General features: G+C 32.1%; 17 protein-coding genes and 1 pseudogene. 1 reads left to right on the forward strand and 17 read right to left on the reverse strand.

What is annotated here, in order from left to right:
- Positions 1-242 precede the first annotated feature (242 nt).
- A pseudogene (gene ltrA / locus UP17_RS17155) lies at positions 243-1504 on the reverse strand (group II intron reverse transcriptase/maturase).
- Between the two features lie 1097 nt (positions 1505-2601).
- On the opposite strand from ltrA, the gene UP17_RS17165 reads away from it, so the two are divergent.
- Positions 2602-2880, forward strand: coding sequence for a hypothetical protein (locus tag UP17_RS17165; RefSeq protein WP_061464183.1), 279 nt, complete (start codon positions 2602-2604; stop codon positions 2878-2880).
- Between the two features lie 180 nt (positions 2881-3060).
- Here the strand turns inward: UP17_RS17165 and UP17_RS17170 are convergent, their stop codons facing one another.
- From UP17_RS17170 to UP17_RS17250, 16 genes are all read right to left on the reverse strand, one after another.
- Positions 3061-4209 (reverse strand): nucleotidyltransferase domain-containing protein, encoded by a 1149-nt coding sequence (locus tag UP17_RS17170; protein WP_061464184.1) that lies wholly within the window; start codon positions 4207-4209, stop codon positions 3061-3063.
- A 679-nt stretch (positions 4210-4888) separates the two neighbouring features.
- On the reverse strand, positions 4889-6265 hold the full coding sequence (locus tag UP17_RS17175) for a glycosyl hydrolase family 28-related protein (protein WP_061464185.1): 1377 nt from the start codon (positions 6263-6265) through the stop codon (positions 4889-4891).
- A gap of 440 nt (positions 6266-6705) precedes the next feature.
- A complete protein-coding gene (locus tag UP17_RS17180) occupies positions 6706-8250 on the reverse strand; it encodes an MATE family efflux transporter (RefSeq protein ID WP_061464186.1) in 1545 nt (514 codons plus the stop codon).
- 104 nt (positions 8251-8354) lie between these two features.
- Positions 8355-9347, reverse strand: coding sequence for a glycosyltransferase family 2 protein (locus UP17_RS17185; RefSeq protein WP_061464187.1), 993 nt, complete (start codon positions 9345-9347; stop codon positions 8355-8357).
- Positions 9348-9588: 241 nt separating this feature from the next.
- The gene (locus UP17_RS17190) at positions 9589-10686 is read right to left on the reverse strand and encodes a polysaccharide pyruvyl transferase family protein (RefSeq protein ID WP_061464188.1); all 1098 of its coding nucleotides are present in this window, start codon (positions 10684-10686) and stop codon (positions 9589-9591) included.
- Complete coding sequence (locus UP17_RS17195; RefSeq protein ID WP_167555991.1) at positions 10658-11809, reverse strand: O-antigen ligase family protein; 1152 nt, start codon at positions 11807-11809, stop codon at positions 10658-10660. The genes UP17_RS17190 and UP17_RS17195 overlap by 29 nt, the downstream gene beginning before the upstream one ends.
- A 104-nt stretch (positions 11810-11913) precedes the next feature.
- A complete protein-coding gene (locus UP17_RS17200; RefSeq protein ID WP_061464190.1) occupies positions 11914-13023 on the reverse strand; it encodes a glycosyltransferase family 4 protein in 1110 nt (369 codons plus the stop codon).
- Between the two features lie 87 nt (positions 13024-13110).
- Entirely contained in the window at positions 13111-14100 is a 990-nt protein-coding gene (locus UP17_RS17205; RefSeq protein WP_061464191.1) for a glycosyltransferase family 8 protein, read from the reverse strand.
- 193 nt (positions 14101-14293) lie between these two features.
- A complete protein-coding gene (locus UP17_RS17210; RefSeq protein WP_061464192.1) occupies positions 14294-15334 on the reverse strand; it encodes a glycosyltransferase in 1041 nt (346 codons plus the stop codon).
- A gap of 20 nt (positions 15335-15354) precedes the next feature.
- Entirely contained in the window at positions 15355-16464 is a 1110-nt protein-coding gene (locus UP17_RS17215; RefSeq protein ID WP_061464193.1) for a glycosyltransferase family 4 protein, read from the reverse strand.
- A gap of 3 nt (positions 16465-16467) precedes the next feature.
- Positions 16468-17349: an NAD-dependent epimerase/dehydratase family protein gene (locus UP17_RS17220; protein ID WP_061464194.1), complete on the reverse strand. Its 882-nt coding sequence runs from the start codon at positions 17347-17349 to the stop codon at positions 16468-16470.
- A gap of 41 nt (positions 17350-17390) precedes the next feature.
- A complete protein-coding gene (locus tag UP17_RS17225; protein WP_061464195.1) occupies positions 17391-18002 on the reverse strand; it encodes a sugar transferase in 612 nt (203 codons plus the stop codon).
- Between the two features lie 68 nt (positions 18003-18070).
- Positions 18071-18952: a UTP--glucose-1-phosphate uridylyltransferase GalU gene (galU, locus tag UP17_RS17230; RefSeq protein WP_061464196.1), complete on the reverse strand. Its 882-nt coding sequence runs from the start codon at positions 18950-18952 to the stop codon at positions 18071-18073.
- Between the two features lie 24 nt (positions 18953-18976).
- Positions 18977-20797 carry a polysaccharide biosynthesis protein gene (locus UP17_RS17235; protein WP_061464197.1) on the reverse strand — a complete coding sequence of 607 codons (1821 nt, stop codon included), beginning with the start codon at positions 20795-20797 and terminating at the stop codon, positions 18977-18979.
- A 303-nt stretch (positions 20798-21100) separates the two neighbouring features.
- Entirely contained in the window at positions 21101-21865 is a 765-nt protein-coding gene (locus tag UP17_RS17245) for a tyrosine-protein phosphatase (RefSeq protein WP_061464199.1), read from the reverse strand.
- Between the two features lie 143 nt (positions 21866-22008).
- The gene (locus tag UP17_RS17250; RefSeq protein WP_284149538.1) at positions 22009-22686 is read right to left on the reverse strand and encodes a CpsD/CapB family tyrosine-protein kinase; all 678 of its coding nucleotides are present in this window, start codon (positions 22684-22686) and stop codon (positions 22009-22011) included.
- Positions 22687-22732: the final 46 nt, after the last annotated feature.

Genomic DNA, 22732 nt, shown 5'->3' on the forward strand with positions numbered 1-22732 from the left:
TCATGGACACATTTTAAATATACAATTGAGAGGATGCATTCGTTTATTTAAGAAGGCTGTTGTAGATATTAATCACTCGGATAATTCGGTAAGGGCTTAAGCAACAAATATGGTGTATCAGAAGTAACCATTTATTAGTAGGTTAAAGAATTTACTCATATTGGTTTAATCGAGTAGGAGGAGGCGCTAGCCTCCGACCTCTCACACCACCGTACATACCGTTCGGTATACGGCGGTTCAGTTTAAGTCTGACGTAGTTTTGTATATCGTTCATATAGATTTACTAACCCTTGGTGGTGCCAATAATCATTATTTAAGGTTTTGTCTAGAATAGGACTATGTGCTATGCGCCAATAACCCTTTCTGCTATTTCCCCATTCATATGCTTTTCCAAATGGGACGACTAATCCTTTGAGTTTCCTCCCTCTCGTTCTTGGCAATTTCCATTGTTTCCATAGGCACATCCTGAATCTTCTTCGAATCCATGACTCTAAATTCTTCAATACGTTCGGAGTATCAATGAGGGCGAAATACCCCATCCAACCTCTAAGGTATTGCTTTAACTTATTTATTCGGAGTTTCATGGGTATCGGTAATTTTCTCGAGGTCATTTCCTTGATTCGTTTCTTTACTCTCTTCACCGTTTGTTTAGCCAGTAGAACCTTCGGGTTCTTCTTTGACTTCGTGAAACTAAAACCGAGAAACGTTCTGTTCCAAGGGTGATCATACTTCGACTTCTCGTAGTTGACCTTTAGCTTCAGTTTATTTTCAATGAAGCTTTAGATTTTTCCCATTGCACGTTTGGCGACTTTGCGTATCTTCACAAAGATAGTACTGTCATCCGCATACCTTACGAATCGAAGATTGCGTTTCTCTAGTTCTTTATCTAAATCGTCTAACATGATATTAGATAATAAAGGACTTAACGGACCTCCTTGTGGAGATCCCTCCTCACTTTTATGAAAAAGTCCGTCTATCATAATTCCTGCTTGAAGGAATTTACGAATCAGTTTGAGAACTCGTTTATCTTCAATTTTCCGCTCTAACATTCCCATAAGCTTGTCATGATTCACTTTATCGAAGAACTTCTCCAAGTCCATATCCACTACCCATGTATAACCTTCGGTTATATATGACTTTGCCTTCCGAACCGCCTGGTGCCCTTGTTTGTTAGGGCGAAATCCATAGCTATTCTCCGAAAAGGTTGAGTCATATATCTTGGTCAATATTTGGGCAATGGCTTGTTGAATGAAACGGTCTAGAACGGTTGGAATACCCAATAGCCGAACTCCGCCGTTGGTTTCGGGATTTCGATACGACGGACGGGCTGCGGTCGATAGGTACCCTGTAAACGGGCAGTTTTCATGTTGTACCATTCGGTTGCGAGGTGCGGTCTCAGATTTTGAACCGGCATTCCATCTACACCATGGCTTCCCTTATTTCTTTCTACACGCTTCAATACCTGTATTAAGTTTTCCCTCTCTAGTATCTGTTCCATTAACATCGTTGATATCCTTTCCCTGCGTGGACGAGATGGTCTATTTGTGCCTTTATCTGCTCCGCCCTTTTGAAGTTCCCCGTGTATTCACCACTTCTTCCTTCAAATAAGTTCCGTTAGGAATTGTTTGCTTCTTCGCAAAATAACGAACGCCTAGTATCCGTCCTCCTCAATCTGTTCGGTCCTTTCTTATCTTCTCGAGTAGACAAGTACTATGACTTCTGATGATTCAGCTGTCCATCACTGGACAGGTTACCAAGTGTACTTGGCTGTCATCAGACCTCCCCGGGTAAGAGTGCAATCTTTCCCTCCATCTATCTGCTTCATTTACTCTGTACCACCTTCGGCAGTAAGGACTTTGTTTTGTTTCGCAAACTCATCCAATGATACCTAGCCTTATATGAAGTTCGTGTTCCTCAGACCGGAGGTTTGCCGCTTGCTTCCTTCAGATTCCACGTCACCATGGACATCCTTGCATTAAGCTAACCATTACTACTGCCTTCATGGCTCGGGACTCACACCCTTTAGATTGCACCCATGCCGGGCGCACGAAGAAGAGTCCATGACTCCGAAGGAATTAGCCGCTATACAGAAAAAAAAACTTCGGTTAAAGGAAGAAACTGAAGTCTTAAAGAAGGTAATGGGCATGCTAGCTCCAGTTCTAACGATTAAAGCTAGTAATTGTAGGTTTTGCCGAAACCTTTTGACTTTTTATAAAAATAATTCTATGAGTAACCCCATCATCTCACTTAATTGAGTTGGAATGTTTGATACTGAAGACTTAGGAATTTTCAACCTTTGATATTGGGTATTTTAGCGGTTATTCCGTAATTTTTGTGATGGACTTATGGGTAATTATAGTAGTACACCATTATCTTGAGAGGAATTGAAAATGGATTTACAAAGTGCTCTATAAAAAATAGATAGAGCTTATTCATTACTCGTGGAAGATGTTAGTAAAATCTATTCAATACGGGCACCGCTTAGTGCCGATGCTTTTTGGTATCTCATTCGCAAAGAGGAAGCCCTGTCGTTTATTGAAACTGTAGTGTTTGAAATCGGAGACTGGGCTATGTATAAAAGACAGCGTGGGAGTATCCTCTGTGAAAACCCATCACTCTCTTAGAGAGCCGCACAGTGGATACGGTGAAAGATTGGCTTCAACGCCACCCATCATAAAATTGGCACGAGGGATGGTTCTGTTAAATGTGCAAAAGGAATTCTTGAGGCGGTCTCCTCAAACTGTTCAGATTACCAATCGATGGTATTTGTTTCATATCACCGCACCAAACCAGCCAGTTAAGAAATTTGAAGGATCTTCTCAAGTAATTCCAACACATAAAATGATCGAGCAACCAGATGAACCTGCTTTAGAAGACTGACTGGAGGAGGTTGCAAAAAACTGTATTAAAGGGGTACAGCAGTTTGCTCATTACCAGCAATCTGAATGGAAGGCCGTCAAGCAAGCTCTATTCTTTCCTTGAATTAATGGGCTAGGAAACTTGTGTAAAACTGCTGGAGTGCTGTATATCAGGTACTTCATACCAATGTAAAAAAAATCATTAGGCGTGTTTTCTTCTCTTTCTCCAAATTAATAAAAAGGGGCGTAAAATAAAGTATAAAAAGTGAAGGGATTTTGGTAACTTAATTGTCTCTACATCCACAGAATTAGGATAAAATGCTTTCATCTTAGTAAGAAATAATTGTGTTTTTGTCTTTAATAAAACCGTATATTCTTTAGGGAAATTATACTGATTCATTTCTTTAATGAAGAATATTGACCATTCTGACAATTCCTCAGAACGATTTCCAACAGTTGAGAATTTCATTCTTTCATTGATTGGAGTTTTTAATAGCTGAGATGCTAAAATTAGTGCTTGGCCTCCTAGATGCTGTCTTTGATATTTTTTAAATAACTTTTCTGTTTTATCTAGATTTAGCCCTTTTTTTAACATCTGGTCAATATCTAACAACCAACGGAGACGAAACCAACCATGACGAGCACCATGAGAAACGAGATAGAAATATAAATCTTCCTTCCCTAAAAAATAAACATGAAATCTGGTTATTGTACTGGTCCTTTTCCTTTCCCATAACTCATTAAAAGATGGCTCCTTCGAAGGAAATGGTTCTAACCTCCAATGAACTTCGATTTGGATTTTCTTTTCCATATGAAAAAAGGCAATGTGGTGATTCCTCCATTTCCACTCGTTTAAAAAATTGGGTTGATTCTCTTTCTCATAGCCAATACTTAGAAGAAGTTCTTCAGCTTTTTTTAAATCGGTTATCGAAATCATAACATCTAAATCTTTTGATGTTCGAAGGGAAATATCCCCATAGAGATCATGAGCAATCACTGGCCCCTTTAAAAAAAGAAGACGGATATTACTTTCATTAAATAACTTACTTATCTGTTCCATTTCTCCACATAAATGCAGCATTTGAAATGTGTTTTTTTTGTATTTTTGATACAAGGATTCAATTACATGGTGTGGAACATATGTCTTATCTATTCTTTTTAACTTTGAATAAATCAGTGGATAAATACGGTGATGCCTTGCTAATTGAAGGAATAATACCCAATCAATGTCGTCAAACAATTCACTATTCAACGACTTATCAAGACCGTGATTTTCAATAACACTAATTTTTAGTAGTAATTTTAATTCCCTCGAAAGAGTAGATAAATCAAGAACGTAATTATTTTCCATTATATTATTCCTTTTCTATTAATTTTCATCATAAATATTTATAAATATCCATTCATTCCAATGATCTTAGGTAAACGCGAATCATCGAAAGCCTAGCATAATCGTTTTTTATATCTATGGCCAATATCCTACCATATACTAGTAATCACCTAAGTTAAAAAAACTTATTGTATCACTTTCCAATTAGGTCAAGAACAAGGTTTACCCGACCAAAAGAGTAAAAGTTTTGTCCTTTGGTTCGCGATTTTTTTATCAGACAATTTATAAAAAGTAAAAAGCGAAAAAGATTAACTAAAGTACTTGGTACCAACCAGTGAATAGAAAAGTGGAAAATTAATGAATGGAAGTGATATGTTTTAACTCATGCAATTCTAGATCGCTTCCTTCAACACTCCTTCAGTTTTAATACACAAATGTGAATCTATCACCTTAAAGAACATTGTAAAAAGGAATAGGAAGTTCCCTCCAAAGAAACTGAATAACTGATATGAATGGAGATTTTATTACTACGAAAATGTGGAAAAGTAAAACGTTGCTGACATGAATTTTTTTTGCATTTAGTTCCTCATAAAAAATTGTTAATAGTAATTCAAATTCTGAGGAAATCTACCGACCTGATTGGGATTTTCATTAATTAATTACGCACATACATTCTCCTTTTTTGTGGTACTTCTTTCTTTTATTCCATTTCTAATGTGTTAATCAAACTAACATTTTTGGCACTAGTTGCATTACCTCTAAACTTATTACCATAACCAATCAAAACGTTCATTACTCTTGTATTGTTTCCAACATTAAGCCCATATCTTTGTGTCTTAATAACTTGATTGTCAATGAAAGAACATTGAATAAATGTTACACCATCTATTTTACCCTTTAAATCTTCTGTATCTACTGTGACTCCATCATATAAATTAGGTGAATCTTGTCCATTATTCTTAAAAATACACGATGTGAAACCTATATTTTGAGTTTTGTTTCTTTGTAGAGAAGTTTCTAACTTTACTCCAGAATAATTAGACTTCAATACTTGGCAATTAGAAAAAAATACATTCACATTATCCCTTGCCATATTAATGCCGTTTTTACCATTATTAGAGAATAAAGAATCTAAAACTATTATGTCAGTTGTAAAAGCGATTGACAAACCATACTCTCTATTATTTATCATGCAAGAATTTAACACCTGAATATTACTAATAGTATTAGCCCACCCAAAAACATCAAGTCCAGACCTATTACCAGTACAGACTACATTATCAATTGTTACATTTTTTACAGTACTATATTTTTCAGGTTCAATATCAATTCCTGCTTCTGGTAATGTACCTGCTGTATTCGTAAAAAAACTGTCTCTTACTGTCAATGTATCAACATTTACAACTGACATACCTTGTCGTCTATTATTATCACAAGTAACATTGTAAATATTGATATTATAGCAAGGTAGACTCCCGCCAATATAAATACCATCAGCCCAACACTTTGATATATGTGTATTTCTGATAGTTATATTTTTAGAGTTGCGAACTATAGAAATTCCCATTCCAGCTTCTCCGTTTACTCCGACGTGCTCATCACGTTCACCTTCAATAAAACCGCCTTCAATAATTACGTTTACTTTTTCAACTATATTTATTATTTGATAAGAAGCATCTGAATTTGATTTTGCTTTTAGCTTTGCTTTTTTCGATAAAGATAGTGTTTGGTTTGAATTTGGTTTTAGTGATGTATCCGCATTTATGATATATGTTCCATCTGGAATTAAAATTTTTCCACCATTCGGTAAACTGTTAATCGCATCTTGTATGGCCAATGTGTCATCTGCAATGCCATCACCTTTAGCCCCAAAAGTTTTCACATTTATCGCAGTGTCTACCGACTGTTCTGTTAGAACTTTAAATTCTTCAGCAATCAACTTCGCGTCCTTTCCTCTAACCCTGTTGGAATCAATTAGTTGTAATATCGTATTTTCGTCCTCTTTTTTAAATATATAGCCAAAAAGGAAAGCAAAAATAAAAAGGACAATATTCCGTAAGAAGGTTCTTCTTTTCATTTTTATTATAACAACTCCTTAAAACCTAACTTAGGGATTGCTAAACGAATCAACACATAAAATTTTCCCCTTAACCCCTGAATAACATAAAAAAAGATAAAAGAATGCTGAGCTTTCGCTCGAGGTTCATCATTAATATTCATGATGGTGACTTTTTCTATGGTTTCCTGAAGGTGAGCTCGAATAAAAAAGTTGTGTAGTAACTTATTTCACAAGAAGCGAGTAGGGATTTTTGTTTATTCTTGTTGTCTCACTTAAAATCACATTACACAGAAGCCCCTGATAAATGAATTTATAAATAAAGAAAAGAGACAGAGACACCCTTAACATATGCATCTCTTTTTATATTGTTCATCCTAATACTCATTCCAAAAAAAGACCATTTCCAAAACTATTATTAATATTTGTAATCTTCGAGTGGTGACTAGGCACACAAAATTTTACTGCGACCTCGATAATTTGCTATTGAATTTTCCTCCTATAATTCTCAAGCCTAAACTACTAAGATACATGAATTCTTTAGTTCTAAAAAAACAAATAACAAATACTAAGTTTGGAACAATAAGACAAATGAAAAATTTCATTAAAAATCCTAAGTAACTTATATTTGTAACAAATGATGCTATAACCATTGTTATATATGCTGCTACTATTGTAACTAATGTATATATTGCATACTTTTTAAAATATTCACCGACTTTAGCTTTCAAACCATATTTATACAATACATAAGGCTCGATCCAAGAGCAAATAAATAAGGAGCTTACAACGGTACCTAATAGTACTCCAATAATCCCTAAAAATTGTACAAGAACTATAGAAACAATAAGATTTACTATTGCTTCATACAAAGGTTTATATCTATCGTACCAAAAAAGGCCCATTGCAGTCTTAAATGTCAAGGTTGCCTGGCGCATTCCAGTAACAAAAAAATTAATTGAAATAACCAGAATCACCGTAACTTCAAATAAATACTCTTTACCAAGCCACAATTCTATAAAAGGATTTAATAATACAAATAACGAAATGGAACAAAAACCATAAATCCAAAATCCAAAAAAGTTAACACTTAAAAACCTTGCATTAATTATGTGTTCATCTTCTAACGTACTTAAATTACCTACGCTTGCTGTGATAGCAGAAAAGAATTTTCCAATAAGTGTGTTAACGGCATTGATAATTAACAAGTAATTTGAATAAATACCTACAATTCCAACGCCAATATGAGAAGATAAAATAATATTATCGGTACTAAAAACAACTACTGTGCCAATTTTATGAATCATCAAAGCTTTAATGTTTTTTGTTATACTATCTTGAGTAAATTTATCTAATTTATCCGTTGTTTTAGTTTTCAAGAATGGATACATTTTATTGGCTACATATGAAATAAGAATATTTTCAATAAAATTAAAAATAAATTGAATAGATAGAAACAGAATGAAATTTTGTGTATATATTAGTATAATTATTTGGGAAAAATTAACAATAAATAATCTACTATACATAAATATAGTTGATATATATTCTTTTTGATTTGCAATAATTAGTGACCTCTTATAGGTAAATAGATATGTGCTAGCAGAATTCAATACATATAAAACAAAAATTAAATAAATATTATCAATTTCAGGCATATCTTTTATAATAATTTTCAAGAAAGGTGTTATTGATAACCCCAGAATTAATACCGTTAGCCCAATATACATATAAATCTTTTTATAAAGTTGCATCAAAACAACAATTTTACTTCTATCATTTTCTGCTATCGGTTTATAAAGTGAAAATATCATAGCACCACCGATACCAAGATCTGCTAGGGCTAGAAAAGACATAATATTTCCGAAAAGTCCATTTATACCTAAATATTCAATACTTAAATATTTTACAAAAACCATTCTTGCAATTAGAGTTATAAGTAATATAAAAATTTGTCCAATTACTGCCACTGTGACATTTCTTACTGAATTATTTAATCTGCTCATATTTTTTCCTTTTTCTTTAGCGTAATTATATATTAATAAAGAAGTTCTGGCTTCATCATTATTTAAATGTCACAAGTTTACAAAATTAATAATATAATAATATTTTATAAATTGATTCTTCTTAAGTTTTTTAATTTAAAATAATAGTATATTAACGTTTTGTTTTTAATCTTAATAAGGTAATTAAATATTTTATAATCAAACCGTTCCATATTTGAATGTTTTGTAGCATTTTCAATAGTTGTGTTATTTGCATATTTATTTACGATATAAAAAAATTCTTGTTTTGATTTATAGTTATGTCGAATTATATCTCTAAAAAATGCATGAACACCTAAAATATATGAATTATATATTTTCCTTTTATCACAACCCTCACCGAATGTATTAATGATAAATTCCATCTCTTTATCCACTAAGCCAATGACAATGTCTAATCGATCTTCTCTAAATTTACGATTTAAAGATTCATTATTATCTAAACATACATTATATAAGCATTCCTCTATCACTATAGTGTTTTGTATATTTTGTAAATAACTCAAATTAAACATTAAGTCTTCACCCAAAGAACTATTCGTGTTGAACTGAGAATTTATGCAATCCTTTTTATATAATTTATTGCAAGGTGAACTGAAGATACGACGTAATAAATAAAAGTCCTCTATATTGTCTTTTACTTTTAATTTCTTATATGGAAGAAAAGGTCTTCTTAATTCCACATTGTTTTTTGTAACTTTTAATCCACATACTACTAATTCAGATTTACTTTCAATCATATTCTTAACAAGAAGTTCACACATATTGTTGTCAATCCAGTCATCACTATCAACGAACTGTATATAATTACCGGTGGATATTTTAAGTCCATCATTTCTCGCAGCAGAAGTACCTGCATTATTTTTATGAAAAACCTTTATACGGCTATCAAGCTCTGCATATCTATCGCAAATCTCACCACTGTTGTCTGGGGAACCATCATTTACAAGAATAATTTCTAAATCTTCATACGATTGTTCTATAATGCTGTCTACACAACGTGATAACCATTTCTCAGCTTTATATATAGGTACAATTATTGATACTTTTGTATTCATTATTACTCCTTTTTCAATCGTTAAGACGATTATTTTCCTTTATTTAATATACGCAGGTGCTTTAAAAGGGTATCAATACCCTCGTTTCTAAAACTGTCTTGCATATTTTAGGAAAATATAATATGCTGACAATAAATTCAAAAATTAATTAACTATTTTTTCCAACTCAACCAAATTAGTCATTCTCGATCAAATATTACCTTTAATGTTTATTGGAAGATTGTTATTTAGATCCTTTTTTTCAATTGTTTTTTTCGTTTATTATATCTTCTAAAAATGTTATTGACTTTTCTCTTTCAAATTCGAGAGTTTCATTAATATTTTCATAATCAATTGCTTCATTCATTTTATCATTTTGACCATTTATTATTTGTCGATCACTTAAATCTAAAAGATTTATTATGTTAGTTATCCTAGAATTAAAGTTATTTTTCGAATTTGAAAGAGCATAAAAGAAATCTTTTTTAAAATTAATCGATAAAGCTACACCATGAAATGAGGTTGTTACAACATATTTTGCATTTTGGATATAACCAAGAAATTCTTGAGGACCAATATCTCTAATGTTATTCATATCAAAACGAATCTTATGTGTATGATGGACATATAAAATTCGGCAACCGGTTTTTGCTGAAAGTTCCTTTGCAAAATCAAAAATTTCTGGATTAGCAGCAACTGTATAAAGCAATATATAATCTTTCTCATTGTTTTTATTCTTGCTTAATGAACTCCATTCCTCACTCTTTATTAGAAATGTAGGATCCAAATTAATATTTACAACTTTGTCTCCGTTAATATTAAAAAAGTTTTCGGGCTTTGGTTCTCTTATAGATACGTTGTTAAATTCAAATAATAACTTTTCAATCTTATTAGATTCATCTTCTTCTAAAGATGAAACACCAAAACTTGCAGCATAAGAATTTTTTTTACTGTTTTCATAAACAAAATCTAAAAAATAGGTATAATCCATGCCCGATAAAGATAAATTCCAAACTTGGTCACTGCCTACTATAAATTTATCATATACTAGATTTGTTTTTGATATGTTTCCTTTATCATAAAAGTCTTCAGAAAGTTTTATATAGTTTTTATAAAAATTATCAAAACACAGGTTTGTCTTTTTTTCAGATCGTGAATTAATTAAGTATTTAATTAGTTCCTTAAGCCCTCTGATTTCGAGGAATTTTTTAACTTTATACCTTTTAGATATTACATCACTCCTATAATCTATAACCTGACATTCTACTCCCAATTTATTAATTACACTTTGTAAAGCATAGGTTTGAAGAGCACCTCCAAAATTATTTGTATTATGATATGTTAACATTCCTATTTTCACGATTTTTCCCCTCTCGATTAAGATATACATTAGCCATAGCAACAAATATCAGATAAGTCAGCAGGAAATTTATATCAAACAACGGATTTCCAGTAAATCCATAACTTATGAAATATACTTGCAAGTATAAACTTGAAACTAACGTTGCAATCAAATTCTTGTTATCAGCTTTGCTAAGTGCATTTTTTATCAATTTCATAGTATTAAAGAAAGTAAATATAAATATTGATAGAAGGCAAATTAATCCTACTAATCCTAATTCAGCTAGTACTTGTAAATATATATTATGAGGGGCTCCTCCATTAAATAAAATCCGAGTTGATTGTGCTCCGTTCCCTATTAAAGGACTTTCCTTAAAGTATTCCCAAGTTATAATGAATAAATCAAATCTTCCGTTTGAAACGTCATTCGTATTGAACCATTTATAAAAGATTGGGTTTGAACTAGACAATGAAGTGAGAACTGTAAACAATATTATTATAAGTAAGAATATCACAGTGAAATATTTTAATAAGTTCCTTTTTTCCGCTATTGCCATTGTGATAATAACTATAAAAATAGCTATAACATTAAATAATAATGGGCCCCTTTTAACCGTCATAAACAGAGCAATTATCCCAATAATATATAATAACAAGTAAATTAGCCTTTGGTTTTTAATGGTTATCATTTTTCCAAATACTATTGCATTAAAAACAGAAATATAAAACGCATTTGTTCCCGTTTGTCCTGTAATTCCAGCACTTTCCCCCCGGCTAAATGCCTCTAAATTAAATGCTAATTGTTCTGTATTTAATATATTTCTGTTAATTATTACTATTAATTCAGGAATTATAAAATACAAAATCGTAGTTAATACATGAATTAGTGAGAATATAAAAAAAACACTCATTATTCTTTTTTGGCACTTAAAATCGTTTTCAAATATTATTTTAATTATTATTAGGACAAATATTGAAATAACAAATCTAAGTCCATCACTTAAGTTTGTTGTATAAATAAGACTTACTAAATTTATAAAACAAAAAACTGACCATAATATATTATCAATTTTAAATATAATTTGATCTTTTTTATTTAATATATAAGATAAAATTAATAAAGCTAATATTAACGTTAGCATTATATATCCATTCATAAGATATGAAAAAAATGAATATAAGCCTATAATCAATGTTATACTATTTTCCAGAATATTATTTCCATATAACTTATAAGTCCTCATAATTAATTAAATTCTTCTAATAATTTATTAAAATTAACTGAATACAAATTAGAGTTATAATTATAGGAATGCACTCTATTGTATTTGCTCATTTTTTGCCGAAGTACTTCATCTTTTAGTAGTCTTTCCATAACTATTTTTAATTCATCCACTAGCATATCTCCTCTTTTGACAATCATTCCACATTTAGAGTTAATTAGCTCTGGCATTGCACCTGCATCACTAATGATTACTGGTATGCCAGCAGCCATATTTTCTACCACTGTAAGATTAAATGCTTCTTCGCATAATGATGGAATTACCCCAATATCAGCAATTGAATATATCGATGGCATATCCTTATAGTCAATGTAACCCGTAAATATAATTTTTTCTTTTATAGCTTCTGCCATTTTGATCAAGTCCCTATAAAATCTATCCTTCTTTGTTTCACCATATGTCGCACTTCCAACAATTACAAGTTTCACTTTAAGATTTTCAGGAAGTTTCGAAAAAGCTAAAATAAGTTCTTTTATACCTTTTTCAGGAACTAATCTCCCCGTATATAATATTACTTTTTCATCCTCTTTGATACCATACTTCTCCTTAACTATTTTACTTTCGTTTGAATTGTTTTCCCTTTCAAATTCACTTATATTAACACCATTGTAAAGTGTTTTTATATTATCTGTTTCTTTTATAGTGCTCACAGATTTATTAATATAATCACTAATTGTGAAAACATTTTTATAACAATTCAATTTTTTATTTGCTAATTTAGTCTTTGAATTGAGCCAATCATTATGCAAGTGAAGTATTAGTTTACCTTTTGCAATATTGTACAATTTCAAACCATATTCGGCATTATTCTCAATAATGACCGCATCAAATTGATCACAATTTTTTATTTCTTTTTTTACTTTGGAAATATAATTGTTACCAATATAAAAAAAGTTTTGTCTATTGATAATATATCTTATCATTTTATCGAATTTATCTTTAAGACTATCAGTTTTTATATACCTTATATCGCAATGTTTATACTTTTTAGATTGCTCCATTGCCTCTTTTGAGTAAATGCTGAAAAGAGTTATTTCATGTTTGAATTTTTGTTCATTTTCTAGTAAAAACATGTCTATAAGATTTTCAACTGCCCCCCCTTAACTGGCGGAACAGGTAGATTCCCAGAAGTAATTATAAGTAATTTCATATTGGATCCCCTAAAATTTTATATTTAAAAATTTATATTGTCTTTTAATAAACCTTTTTCTTTTTGTGTCTAATATTTTCTCGAATAGATGGTAAATAAAAAATGGCATTATCTCATATACTCTTTTTCTTATTTGGACTTTCGTACCTAATGGTGAATTATCCAATCTATTATTCCAAGGTGATAAATTAAGATATTTTTCATACATCTTTTTGAAAGGATGAGTACATTCCTTATTCCAAGGTCTATTATAAAATTTACTTATATAATGAATTATTACTGGATCTTTAATTGCACTATTAATTTGTTGTTGAGTATAATACTTCTTTATATTATATAATTTCATAATTTGCCTTCTATTCATGTGCAAAAACGGTGGCATCAGATTAAATTCTGGTTCTAAAATTAATATTCTATCTTTACATACGCCATTTATAATTCCTTGGTCGTGATGTGGAACGTTTCCTCTATACTTATTAATAAATTCAACAAAACTTTTTTCAAGTTCATTTTTTCTCCATAATGATAAATTAATCAGTAAAATTCCAGAATTTAAGTACCTGTCATTATCGCCCATTCCTATTATAGACACATTATACTTAGCTGGATTATCTTGAACACCTGCTACAAAAAAATCATCAATATTCTTAAGCCATAAATGTTTTAAAGAACCATTTATTATGGTATCACAGTCTAAATATAATATTTTATCTATATTTATCAGATTAGAAATAAATAATCTTCCATAGGCTGCAATAGGGAAGTCATCTTTCTTTTCAGTCTTCCTCAACATATCTGACCCGTCAATAAAAACAAGATTTCGATTATATACGTCTGCTATTTCTGATAGCTTCTCCTTGTTTTCTTTTGAGATTTTATTATCAATGATATATACACAAATTTCTTCAACATTTTTATTATTTTCAAATAGAGAAAGCATAGAAACTCCCCCATATTTTGCATAATTATCGTCAGTAGAATATAAAACATTTAATTTCATATTTATTCAATTCCTCCTATGTCTTGTCAAGATAGCTGTTTACATATTACCAGAATCAAGTTAGGAATTATAAAAGAGGTATGTTAGCATACATACCTCTTAGACTATTATAAAGAGTTCTTTGTATGTAATAGCTAAGCATACACCCATTTTAATTTTCTTTTGATTAGCCTTTTTTACAAGATCTTAGGAGCTATTTTTCTAATTGGTATAATTCTTTAATTTTACTAACCCACTCTTGTTGATTATCAAATAACATTGATTCCTTTTTACATTGCTCACTTAATTTTAAATAATGTGATTTATCATCTAAAATCTTAATTATTCTCTCCACAAATTCTTTGTCAGTTTCACAAAAACTTCCACAATTATCATTTATAATTGACTTTAAACCTCCAACTGGAGTTGCAATTACAGGCTTTCCCAGTGCCATAGCCTCTACAGCTACCAACCCAAATCCCTCCCAATTAGATGTAATAGCAAGTAGTTTTGAATTTTTTAAAATTACAAAGGGATTTTTTAAAAAGCCTGTCATTTTAATATTTTCTTCAATATTATATTCCTTAATCTTTTTTATACATTCATCTTTTAAGTTCCCATCCCCTATCATAATTACTTTTATACCAGGTTTTTGAACTACAAGATTCTTTACTATTTCAATAAAACGCAATGGGTTTTTCACTTCTGTCAATCTTCCAATAAAAGCTATATCATAATTCAAATTATTATGTTCAGCCAAAGAAGAATTTATAACATTTTGTATATTTACATTGTTTTTTAAAATAAATGACTTATCACTTACTATTTTTGAAAAAATAGCTTCATCCAATATTTCTTTAGATACTGTAAGAATCTTTTTATAAGAAAAACATGTACTCATATATGTTAAAGACCTTAAGTTGATTTGTCTTAACCAAATTGGATTTTGATGCAAATGAGATATTTTTGTACAAGGATAAAGAGATAATACACTATTAATACTTGCTCTAAAGTCATGAGCATGAATGATATCTGGTTTCCATTTTCTAAATATTTGATTTAAGTAATAGGGGTTCATTTTTATTAGTGGTATATAAGGTATTTTTTTTTCAACTAATACATTTTCTATTGAACCATTAGGCGAAACATATACAAATTCAAATTCATCTGACATTGAGCCTATCATGTTTATTACTACATTTTCAGCACCTGAAAAAGCGTTGCTTGAAAGTAAATGTAAAATTCTTGTTTTCATTAAGCTATAACCTCTCGCCTTTAAAATTCCAAGTAAATACTTTCCATTTCCTTCATCACATTTTCAATTGAGTATTTTCGCACCATTTCAATGTTTTTATCGGAAAATTTCGAACGCAACTCTTTTGACCCATACAATCGTTCTATCAAACCAGAAAAACCTTCTTCATTATCACCTTTTATGACAAAACCGTTTTCACCATTTATCACCAAATCACGATGTCCTCTACAGTCTTTGACAACTAAAGGTAAACCTGTTGCCATTGCCTCAATAACATTTATCGGTAGCCCTTCCTGTCTGGACGATGAAACTGATAGATCAGAAATAGTCAAAAGCTTATCAATGTCATTGCGATATCCTAAAAATTGAACAGTCTCTTGTAATTCCAGCCTACTTACCTGATCTCTGTATTGTTGATATAGATTTCCATCGCCAGCTAGTAAAAGTTTTACATTAGGAATTTTTTTGTTTACCAAATAAAATGCATCAATTAGTAAATCTTGGTGTTTTCTATAACTAAGTTCTCCGGCAAACAATACAATAAAATCAGTCTCATTAAAATTATACTTCTTTCTCAATTCATTTTTCATTTCTATAGTCTGTGGTAAGAACTTATTTAAATCAATTCCGACTCCGTTTACAAGTTTAATCGATTTTGCCTTAAAGTTATTGATAACCTTTTGATAATCCTCTTTATTTATAGTAATAAGACAGTCTGTATATTTTGATAGCCACTTTTCAACGGGATAATATAATAACCAATTAACAATTGGTGCACCTTTGTAAAAATGAAAGCCGTGAGCAGTATACAAAACTTTAGTATCTAATTTCCTGGCCTTTATTGCAGCTAGTCTAGTTAATGCCCCACCCATAGGAGTATGACAGTGGATTAGTTTATATTTGTTTTTTTCAATTATCTTTTTTAGTTCCTTATATGCTTTAAAATTGGCAAACTTAAAAGGTGATCGTTCAAATGGAATATTATATTTTACATCCACATAAGGCATTTCCGAATCACCATTACTTGCAACATGTACTTCATAACCTTGTTCCTTAAACCACTTTAAATATGGTAAATGGAAATTTAATATATGACTATCAACCGCTGCTGAAAATAGGACTTTTTTCATAATCTAACACCTATTCTTATAATTTTTTTCACAGATTTCAATTGATTTAGGTAGATCAGCAATACAGTACTCGAACTCAAAATGCTCTGATAAACTTGAATCAATTACTAAGTTTCCAAAAACTTTATTTACTATTTTCTTTTCTTTCCCTATCAATTTTACAACATATGATAAAGACTTTAATGAAATTACTTTCTTTGAATTTTGATTTGCTATTAATTGAACTAACTCAGCAGTATTGATGTATTCTTTATTTTGTGGGAAAAATACCCCGTCACTATTTCCTTCAATTAATAGTCTTATAAATTCTGATAAATTATCAATAAAAATCATACTTCTCTGATTAACTATAGATGGAAATATTGGAGTTTTTAAAGCAATCTTTCTCAAACGTGAGTAATTTCCCGGGCAATTTGCACCATAAATCATCGGTGCTCTAACAATGGCTATTTTAAAGTTTTCATCATGAAGTTTGTTTATCTGGATTTCCGCCTCAAGTTTACTTTTTCCATAAAGCGAACTAGGAACACAAGGAGTATTATTATCAATAATTACATTTTTGTTTATATCACCATCAAGACCATAGACTGATATTGAGCTCATGAAAATAAATTGTTTTATCCCTTCTTTTTTTGCTTTATTTGCTAATTCTACTGTTAAATCTCTATTTACCTTGTAATATAAACCTTCCATGTCTTGTTGTTCCTTCTTATGCACAAGTGCTGCTACATGAAAAAGAACATCATAATTAGAAAAATCCAAACTTTTCCATTTATCGTCTTTTAAAGAAATGAAATCTATTTCATATAAATGATGCCATTGACTAAGCCATTTATTAAGATTTATTCCTACATAACTTTTTTCGCCAGTAACTAGTATCCTCATCTAACTTCAACCTCAAATCCCCAAATAAATTGCTGCCCCTTTTACTTTTGAGTAAACGATTTACTTGTTCCACCTTCTTTAACACCTTCACTTCTAAGGACAGAGAAAACCGTTTTTATAAAAACTTTTACGTCAAAAGGAAAACTCATTTTTTCTACATATTCTCCATCAAGCCTAGATTTTACTTCTATCGGAAGCTCATCTCTCCCATTTATCTGTGCCCATCCTGTAAGACCTGGAGAAATATCATTAGCCCTATATTTATCTCGCTCTTTCATTAAATCAAATTGATTCCAAAGCGCTGGCCGGGGTCCAATTATGCTCATTTCACCCTTAAGAATATTAATTATTTGTGGGAGTTCATCTAAACTGGTTTTACGTAAAAACTTTCCTACTCTTGTTATATAAGATTCTGGATTTTCCAATAGATGTGTAGGAGTATCTTTGGGTGTGTCTATTTTCATCGTTCTAAATTTAAGAATATAAAACTCTGATTTGTTTATACCAATACGGCGTTGTTTAAAAAAGACCGGACCTCTTGAATCTATTTTTATAAAAACGATTAAGATAATAATGAAAGGAAATAATACTATTAACCCCAACAATGAAAGAATAAAATCAATCATCTTCTTTATATATTTTTGATAAATCATATTAATTCCCGCCTTATTGTTCTATTATTTCATCTTTATGAACTCTACAATAAAAATGATATTACAGTTCACTTAACCTTCTGTGCATCTAATATTTCTGTTAAGAAGGATAAGGTATTATCTCGTAATGAAGGACTTTGAAGAGCAAACTCAATCGTTGTTTTCACAAACCCTAACTTCTCCCCAACATCATATCGTTTTCCTTCAAAATCATATGCAAAAACTTGCTGTATCTGATTTAACTGTTGAATCGCATCCGTTAACTGAATTTCCCCGCCTGCACCAGCTTCTTGCTGATCAAGGATACTGAAGATTTCAGGAGTAAGGATATATCTTCCCATTATGGCTAAATTGGAAGGGGCTGTTCCTAGTTCTGGTTTTTCTACAAAGTTTTCAACTTGATAAAGTCGGCCATCTTGAAAAGCAGGATCTATTATCCCATAGCGATTCGTTTCTTCCTTAGGCACAGTTTGAACTCCAATAATTGAATGGTTTGTTTCCTCAAACTGATTAATCAACTGCTTTAAGCATGGAGTTTCACTTTGGACAATATCATCACCTAAAAGTACGGCAAATGGTTCGTCCCCGATGAATTTACGTGCACACCATACAGCGTGACCTAATCCTTTTGGTTCCTTCTGTCTAATGTAATGGATATTTGCAAGGTTAGTGGAGTATTGTACCTTATTGAGTAGATCGATTTTCCCTTTTTCCATTAGATTTTGTTCGAGTTCTGGAGCATAATCAAAATGATCCTCAATCGCACGTTTACCTTTTCCAGTTACGATGATTATATCTTCTATTCCTGCTGCAACGGCTTCCTCGACTATGTACTGGATCGTTGGTTTATCAACGATTGGCAGCATCTCCTTTGGCATAGCTTTTGTGGCAGGCAAAAAACGAGTACCCAACCCTGCTGCAGGAATGATTGCTTTTGTGATTTTCTTCACTTATTAGTCCTCCTTGCCCTACTACTATTTCACTGCTGAGAAAGCTTTGTTCTTTCTTCGATTAGCTAGATTTATCACGAAATCTTTCAGTTCCATTATCGAAAAATCATCATAGGAGTTTAAAAGATACTGTATCTCGTCTTCCTGTTCCAGTACCGCTTTTCCTATAAAGATCTTAGGGAACACAGCCTCACTATGAACCTCTTTCTCCCCTAATAATTCTTCATACATCTTCTCACCAGGTCTGATTCCAGAATATTCAATTCCAATATCCTCAATTGAATAACCTGATAACTGGATAAGATTTGTTGCTAATTCTACAATCTTAACAGGTTCACCCATATCGAGAACAAAGATCTCCCCACCTCTAGCCAAGGAACTTGCCTGAATGACTAATCTGGATGCTTCAGGTATCGTCATGAAATACCTTGTCATGTCTGGGTGTGTGACCGTTACTGGTCCACCGGCCTGGATTTGCTTTTTGAATAAAGGAATGACACTGCCTCTGCTTCCTAATACATTTCCGAAGCGAACCGCGACAAATTTTGTTGTGCTATTTTTAGCTAACTGCTGGATGATCATTTCAGCAATGCGTTTGGTCGATCCCATGACGTTTGTTGGGTTAACGGCTTTATCGGATGAGATCATCACAAATGCACCTACACCAAAAGTATCTGCCGCTTCTGCAACATTCTTTGTACCAAAAACGTTATTCTTAACTGCTTCACGTGGATTGTATTCCATAAGCGGTACATGTTTATGTGCAGCCGCATGATAAACAACGTCAGGTCGGTACGTGTCCATCACTTCAAAAATTCTTTCTCGGTCCTGAATATCTGCGATGACAGGTATGATTTCTATTTGATTTGCATAGAGCTTTTTCAGTTCCATATCAATCTGATAAATACTATTTTCTCCATGTCCAAGGAGAATAAGTTTGCCAGGTGAGAACCTGCATATTTGACGGCAAATCTCCGAACCAATTGAGCCCCCAGACCCAGTAACAAGGATGGTCTTGCCTGTTACATATTCAGATATACTGGTTATATCCAATTCGACGGGTTCTCTCCCTAGAAGATCTTCAACTTCCACTTCTTTAAACTGATTAACATTTACTTTCCCTACCATAATATCTTCAATCATCGGCATGATCTGTGTTTTGGCATTCGTTTTTACACATTCATCAAAGATGACCTTCAATTCTTTCTTACTTAATGAAGGAATCGCTATGACAATATTATCTATATGGTATTTTTCCACCATTTCAGGAATATGTTTAGAGTTACCAACAACCGGTATTCCTAAGATGTCTAACTTATTTTTCTTCGGATCATCATCAATGAATGCTACTGGTTTAAGCTCCGTACCATGATTATTAAGAAGTTGACGTACAACCATGGTTCCTGCCGATCCTGCGCCAATAACCAATGTGTTCCTGGTTTCCTTTTGATTATGTATCAAGCGGTCACGCAGCATTCGCCACGAAAAACGGGAACCGCCAATAAGGATGACATGCATCATCCAGGTTAATGCCATGGCTCTTACATAAACATCTTGAAAGACCATTAACTGGATGCCGATAACAGTGATAACCGATAAGCTTACTGCTTTTACAATGGACAGTAACTCCCCAATACTCGCATATTCCCAGGCCTTCTTATACAGTTTATAAATAGAAGCAAAAAAATGATGGCTAATTAATAATGAGACAGATGTGACCAAGAGCGTTGGTAATTTAAATATATTTAAATACGGATACAAGAATAAATAACTTACATAAATGGCCGATAATACTATTAAGGAATCTAAAAGCGCCAGCAGTGTTAGTCGTTTTCGGTAGGCCAACCACATTTCCCCCTTTAATAAAATGTCGGTATACTTTCTATTAAATACAGTATTAATGCATTGTATTCTTTTTCACATGACATTATTTTTAAATACCATGATGAATGATGCTGTCCATATTCCCTTTTTAAATGCCCTTATTGATCCTAATGATAATTTTGCTGTTTTTGAACTAGGAACTTTCCAATTGGAAGGTGGTTTATCCCACTCCTAGATAAGTCGTTCCAGCAACAAAAAACATAAATACTTTACATGGAGACAAAATTTTTTTATGATGTGTAGGCCTTTTAATTATCTTTTTTCTTAGAAGATTCCAAATATTTTCCTTTTAAATTGTATAGGTTTATCAATTAAAGGACTTTGTCCCTTTATTAGCAGTTCAGCATTTTCTTTGAAATAAAATGTACGTCCGATTCCATATTCTTTTGTAATGGTTTCATAGGCTTGTTGTAACGTGAATCCTCTAGAGCCTATATTATGGGCATCTGTTGCAATGAAATGAGCCAGATTATGTTCGATAATTTTTTTTGAAAAAGACTTAATATTCTTCCCAAAGAGTCCGATAATACTGCCAGAGGTAAGTTGTGTTAACGCTCCCTCCTGGACCAAGTCAAATAATAGTTTATGATTCTCGATCAATTCCTTATTTCTCTCCGGATGTACGATTATCGGTGTTATTCCTTTAAGCAGCAGTTCATAAATCACTTCTTGTGTGTATGTAGGAACCTTACCCGAAGGGAGCTCTAGCAATAAGTATGTACCATTATCATCCAGCGTTAGGATCTCCTCTTTTTCTACTGAAGTAAATATGTCCCGGTGTATTCTTACTTCTTGTCCGAAATGAATGGTTAGAGGAATATTGTCTTCTTGTAAACTCTCATTTAACCTCACTGTATGGTCAATGATGTCACACTTCACATTTACATACTTCCCATTTAAGTGATGTGGCGTGGCAAATAAATGGGTGATTCCTGCTTCCGCCGCTTTTTTTGCCATGATCAAGCTTTCCTTCATGTCCGCGGATCCATCATCAACTCCTGGGAGAATATGGCAATGTATATCAATCAAATTTCACACACTTCCTTTTAACAAATTGGGGAAATAGGCTTAATCACTAAGAAAATAGATAGGAGTTAATACCCTGAATAATCGTAGCATATAAAACTGCCATTAAACAGGGTGTTATTTTGTCGAATTTTGTCGAATTTCCTTTAAGTTTGATAGTAATAATAATGGCTGTTATCCGTTTCAACGCCATTTAAAACGACTCCAAGCAAGGATGTATTAGCTTTCACTAAAAGTTCCTTTGCTTTCACTGCGCTTTGTTTGTTTGTCTTACCGCTCGACACTACCATGATTACGCCATCACATTTATTGGCTACAATCTGGGAATCAGGCACTATCAGAACGGGCGGTGTATCAAAAATGATATAATCATACATTTGTTTAAGTTCTTCAATGGCTGTTTCTATCGCTTTTGAATTTAATAATTCCGAAGGGTTAGGCGGTATTGGACCGCTTGTTAAAATGTCTAAATTTGAAACATTTGAATTCAAGATAGTTTTTCTTAAGTCCATTTTCTTTGTCAACACGCTCGTAAGTCCATGTATATTACTAAGGTTAAAAGCATAATGAATCGATGGTTTCCTTAAGTCTGCATCCACAAGTAATACTTTTTTCTCTTCTTGAGCAAGCACAATCGCTAGGTTGGCAGCTGTCGTCGATTTGCCATCATTAGGCTCCGATGAAGTAATCACAATGGTTTTGATTTCTTTATCCACTGAAGAGAATTGTATGTTTGTCCTAATTAATCGATATTGTTCAGTAATAGGCGATTTAGGATTAGTCTGCGCAATTAAATTCACTTGTTTTTCATCTTTACTTCTCAAAAATCCCACTTCCTTTCATATGCTTCTTTTCTGGGTTAGCCTTGAT

The sequence above is a fragment of the Peribacillus simplex genome (assembly GCF_001578185.1).
GTDB lineage: Bacteria > Bacillota > Bacilli > Bacillales > DSM-1321 > Peribacillus > Peribacillus simplex_A.

What these genes read in the sequence shown, in the direction of transcription:
- UP17_RS17180 (WP_061464186.1), bottom strand. Translation starts at nt 8,250, where the DNA reads ATGAGCAGATTAAATAATTCAGTAAGAAATGTCACAGTGGCAGTAATT.
- UP17_RS17220 (WP_061464194.1), bottom strand. Translation starts at nt 17,349, where the DNA reads ATGAGGATACTAGTTACTGGCGAAAAAAGTTATGTAGGAATAAATCTT.
- UP17_RS17195 (WP_167555991.1), bottom strand. Translation starts at nt 11,809, where the DNA reads ATGCTAACGTTAATATTAGCTTTATTAATTTTATCTTATATATTAAAT.
- UP17_RS17205 (WP_061464191.1), bottom strand. Translation starts at nt 14,100, where the DNA reads ATGAAATTAAATGTTTTATATTCTACTGACGATAATTATGCAAAATAT.
- UP17_RS17185 (WP_061464187.1), bottom strand. Translation starts at nt 9,347, where the DNA reads ATGAATACAAAAGTATCAATAATTGTACCTATATATAAAGCTGAGAAA.
- UP17_RS17215 (WP_061464193.1), bottom strand. Translation starts at nt 16,464, where the DNA reads ATGAAAAAAGTCCTATTTTCAGCAGCGGTTGATAGTCATATATTAAAT.
- UP17_RS17225 (WP_061464195.1), bottom strand. Translation starts at nt 18,002, where the DNA reads ATGATTTATCAAAAATATATAAAGAAGATGATTGATTTTATTCTTTCA.
- UP17_RS17170 (WP_061464184.1), bottom strand. Translation starts at nt 4,209, where the DNA reads ATGGAAAATAATTACGTTCTTGATTTATCTACTCTTTCGAGGGAATTA.
- UP17_RS17210 (WP_061464192.1), bottom strand. Translation starts at nt 15,334, where the DNA reads ATGAAAACAAGAATTTTACATTTACTTTCAAGCAACGCTTTTTCAGGT.
- UP17_RS17200 (WP_061464190.1), bottom strand. Translation starts at nt 13,023, where the DNA reads ATGTTTTTACTAGAAAATGAACAAAAATTCAAACATGAAATAACTCTT.
- UP17_RS17175 (WP_061464185.1), bottom strand. Translation starts at nt 6,265, where the DNA reads ATGAAAAGAAGAACCTTCTTACGGAATATTGTCCTTTTTATTTTTGCT.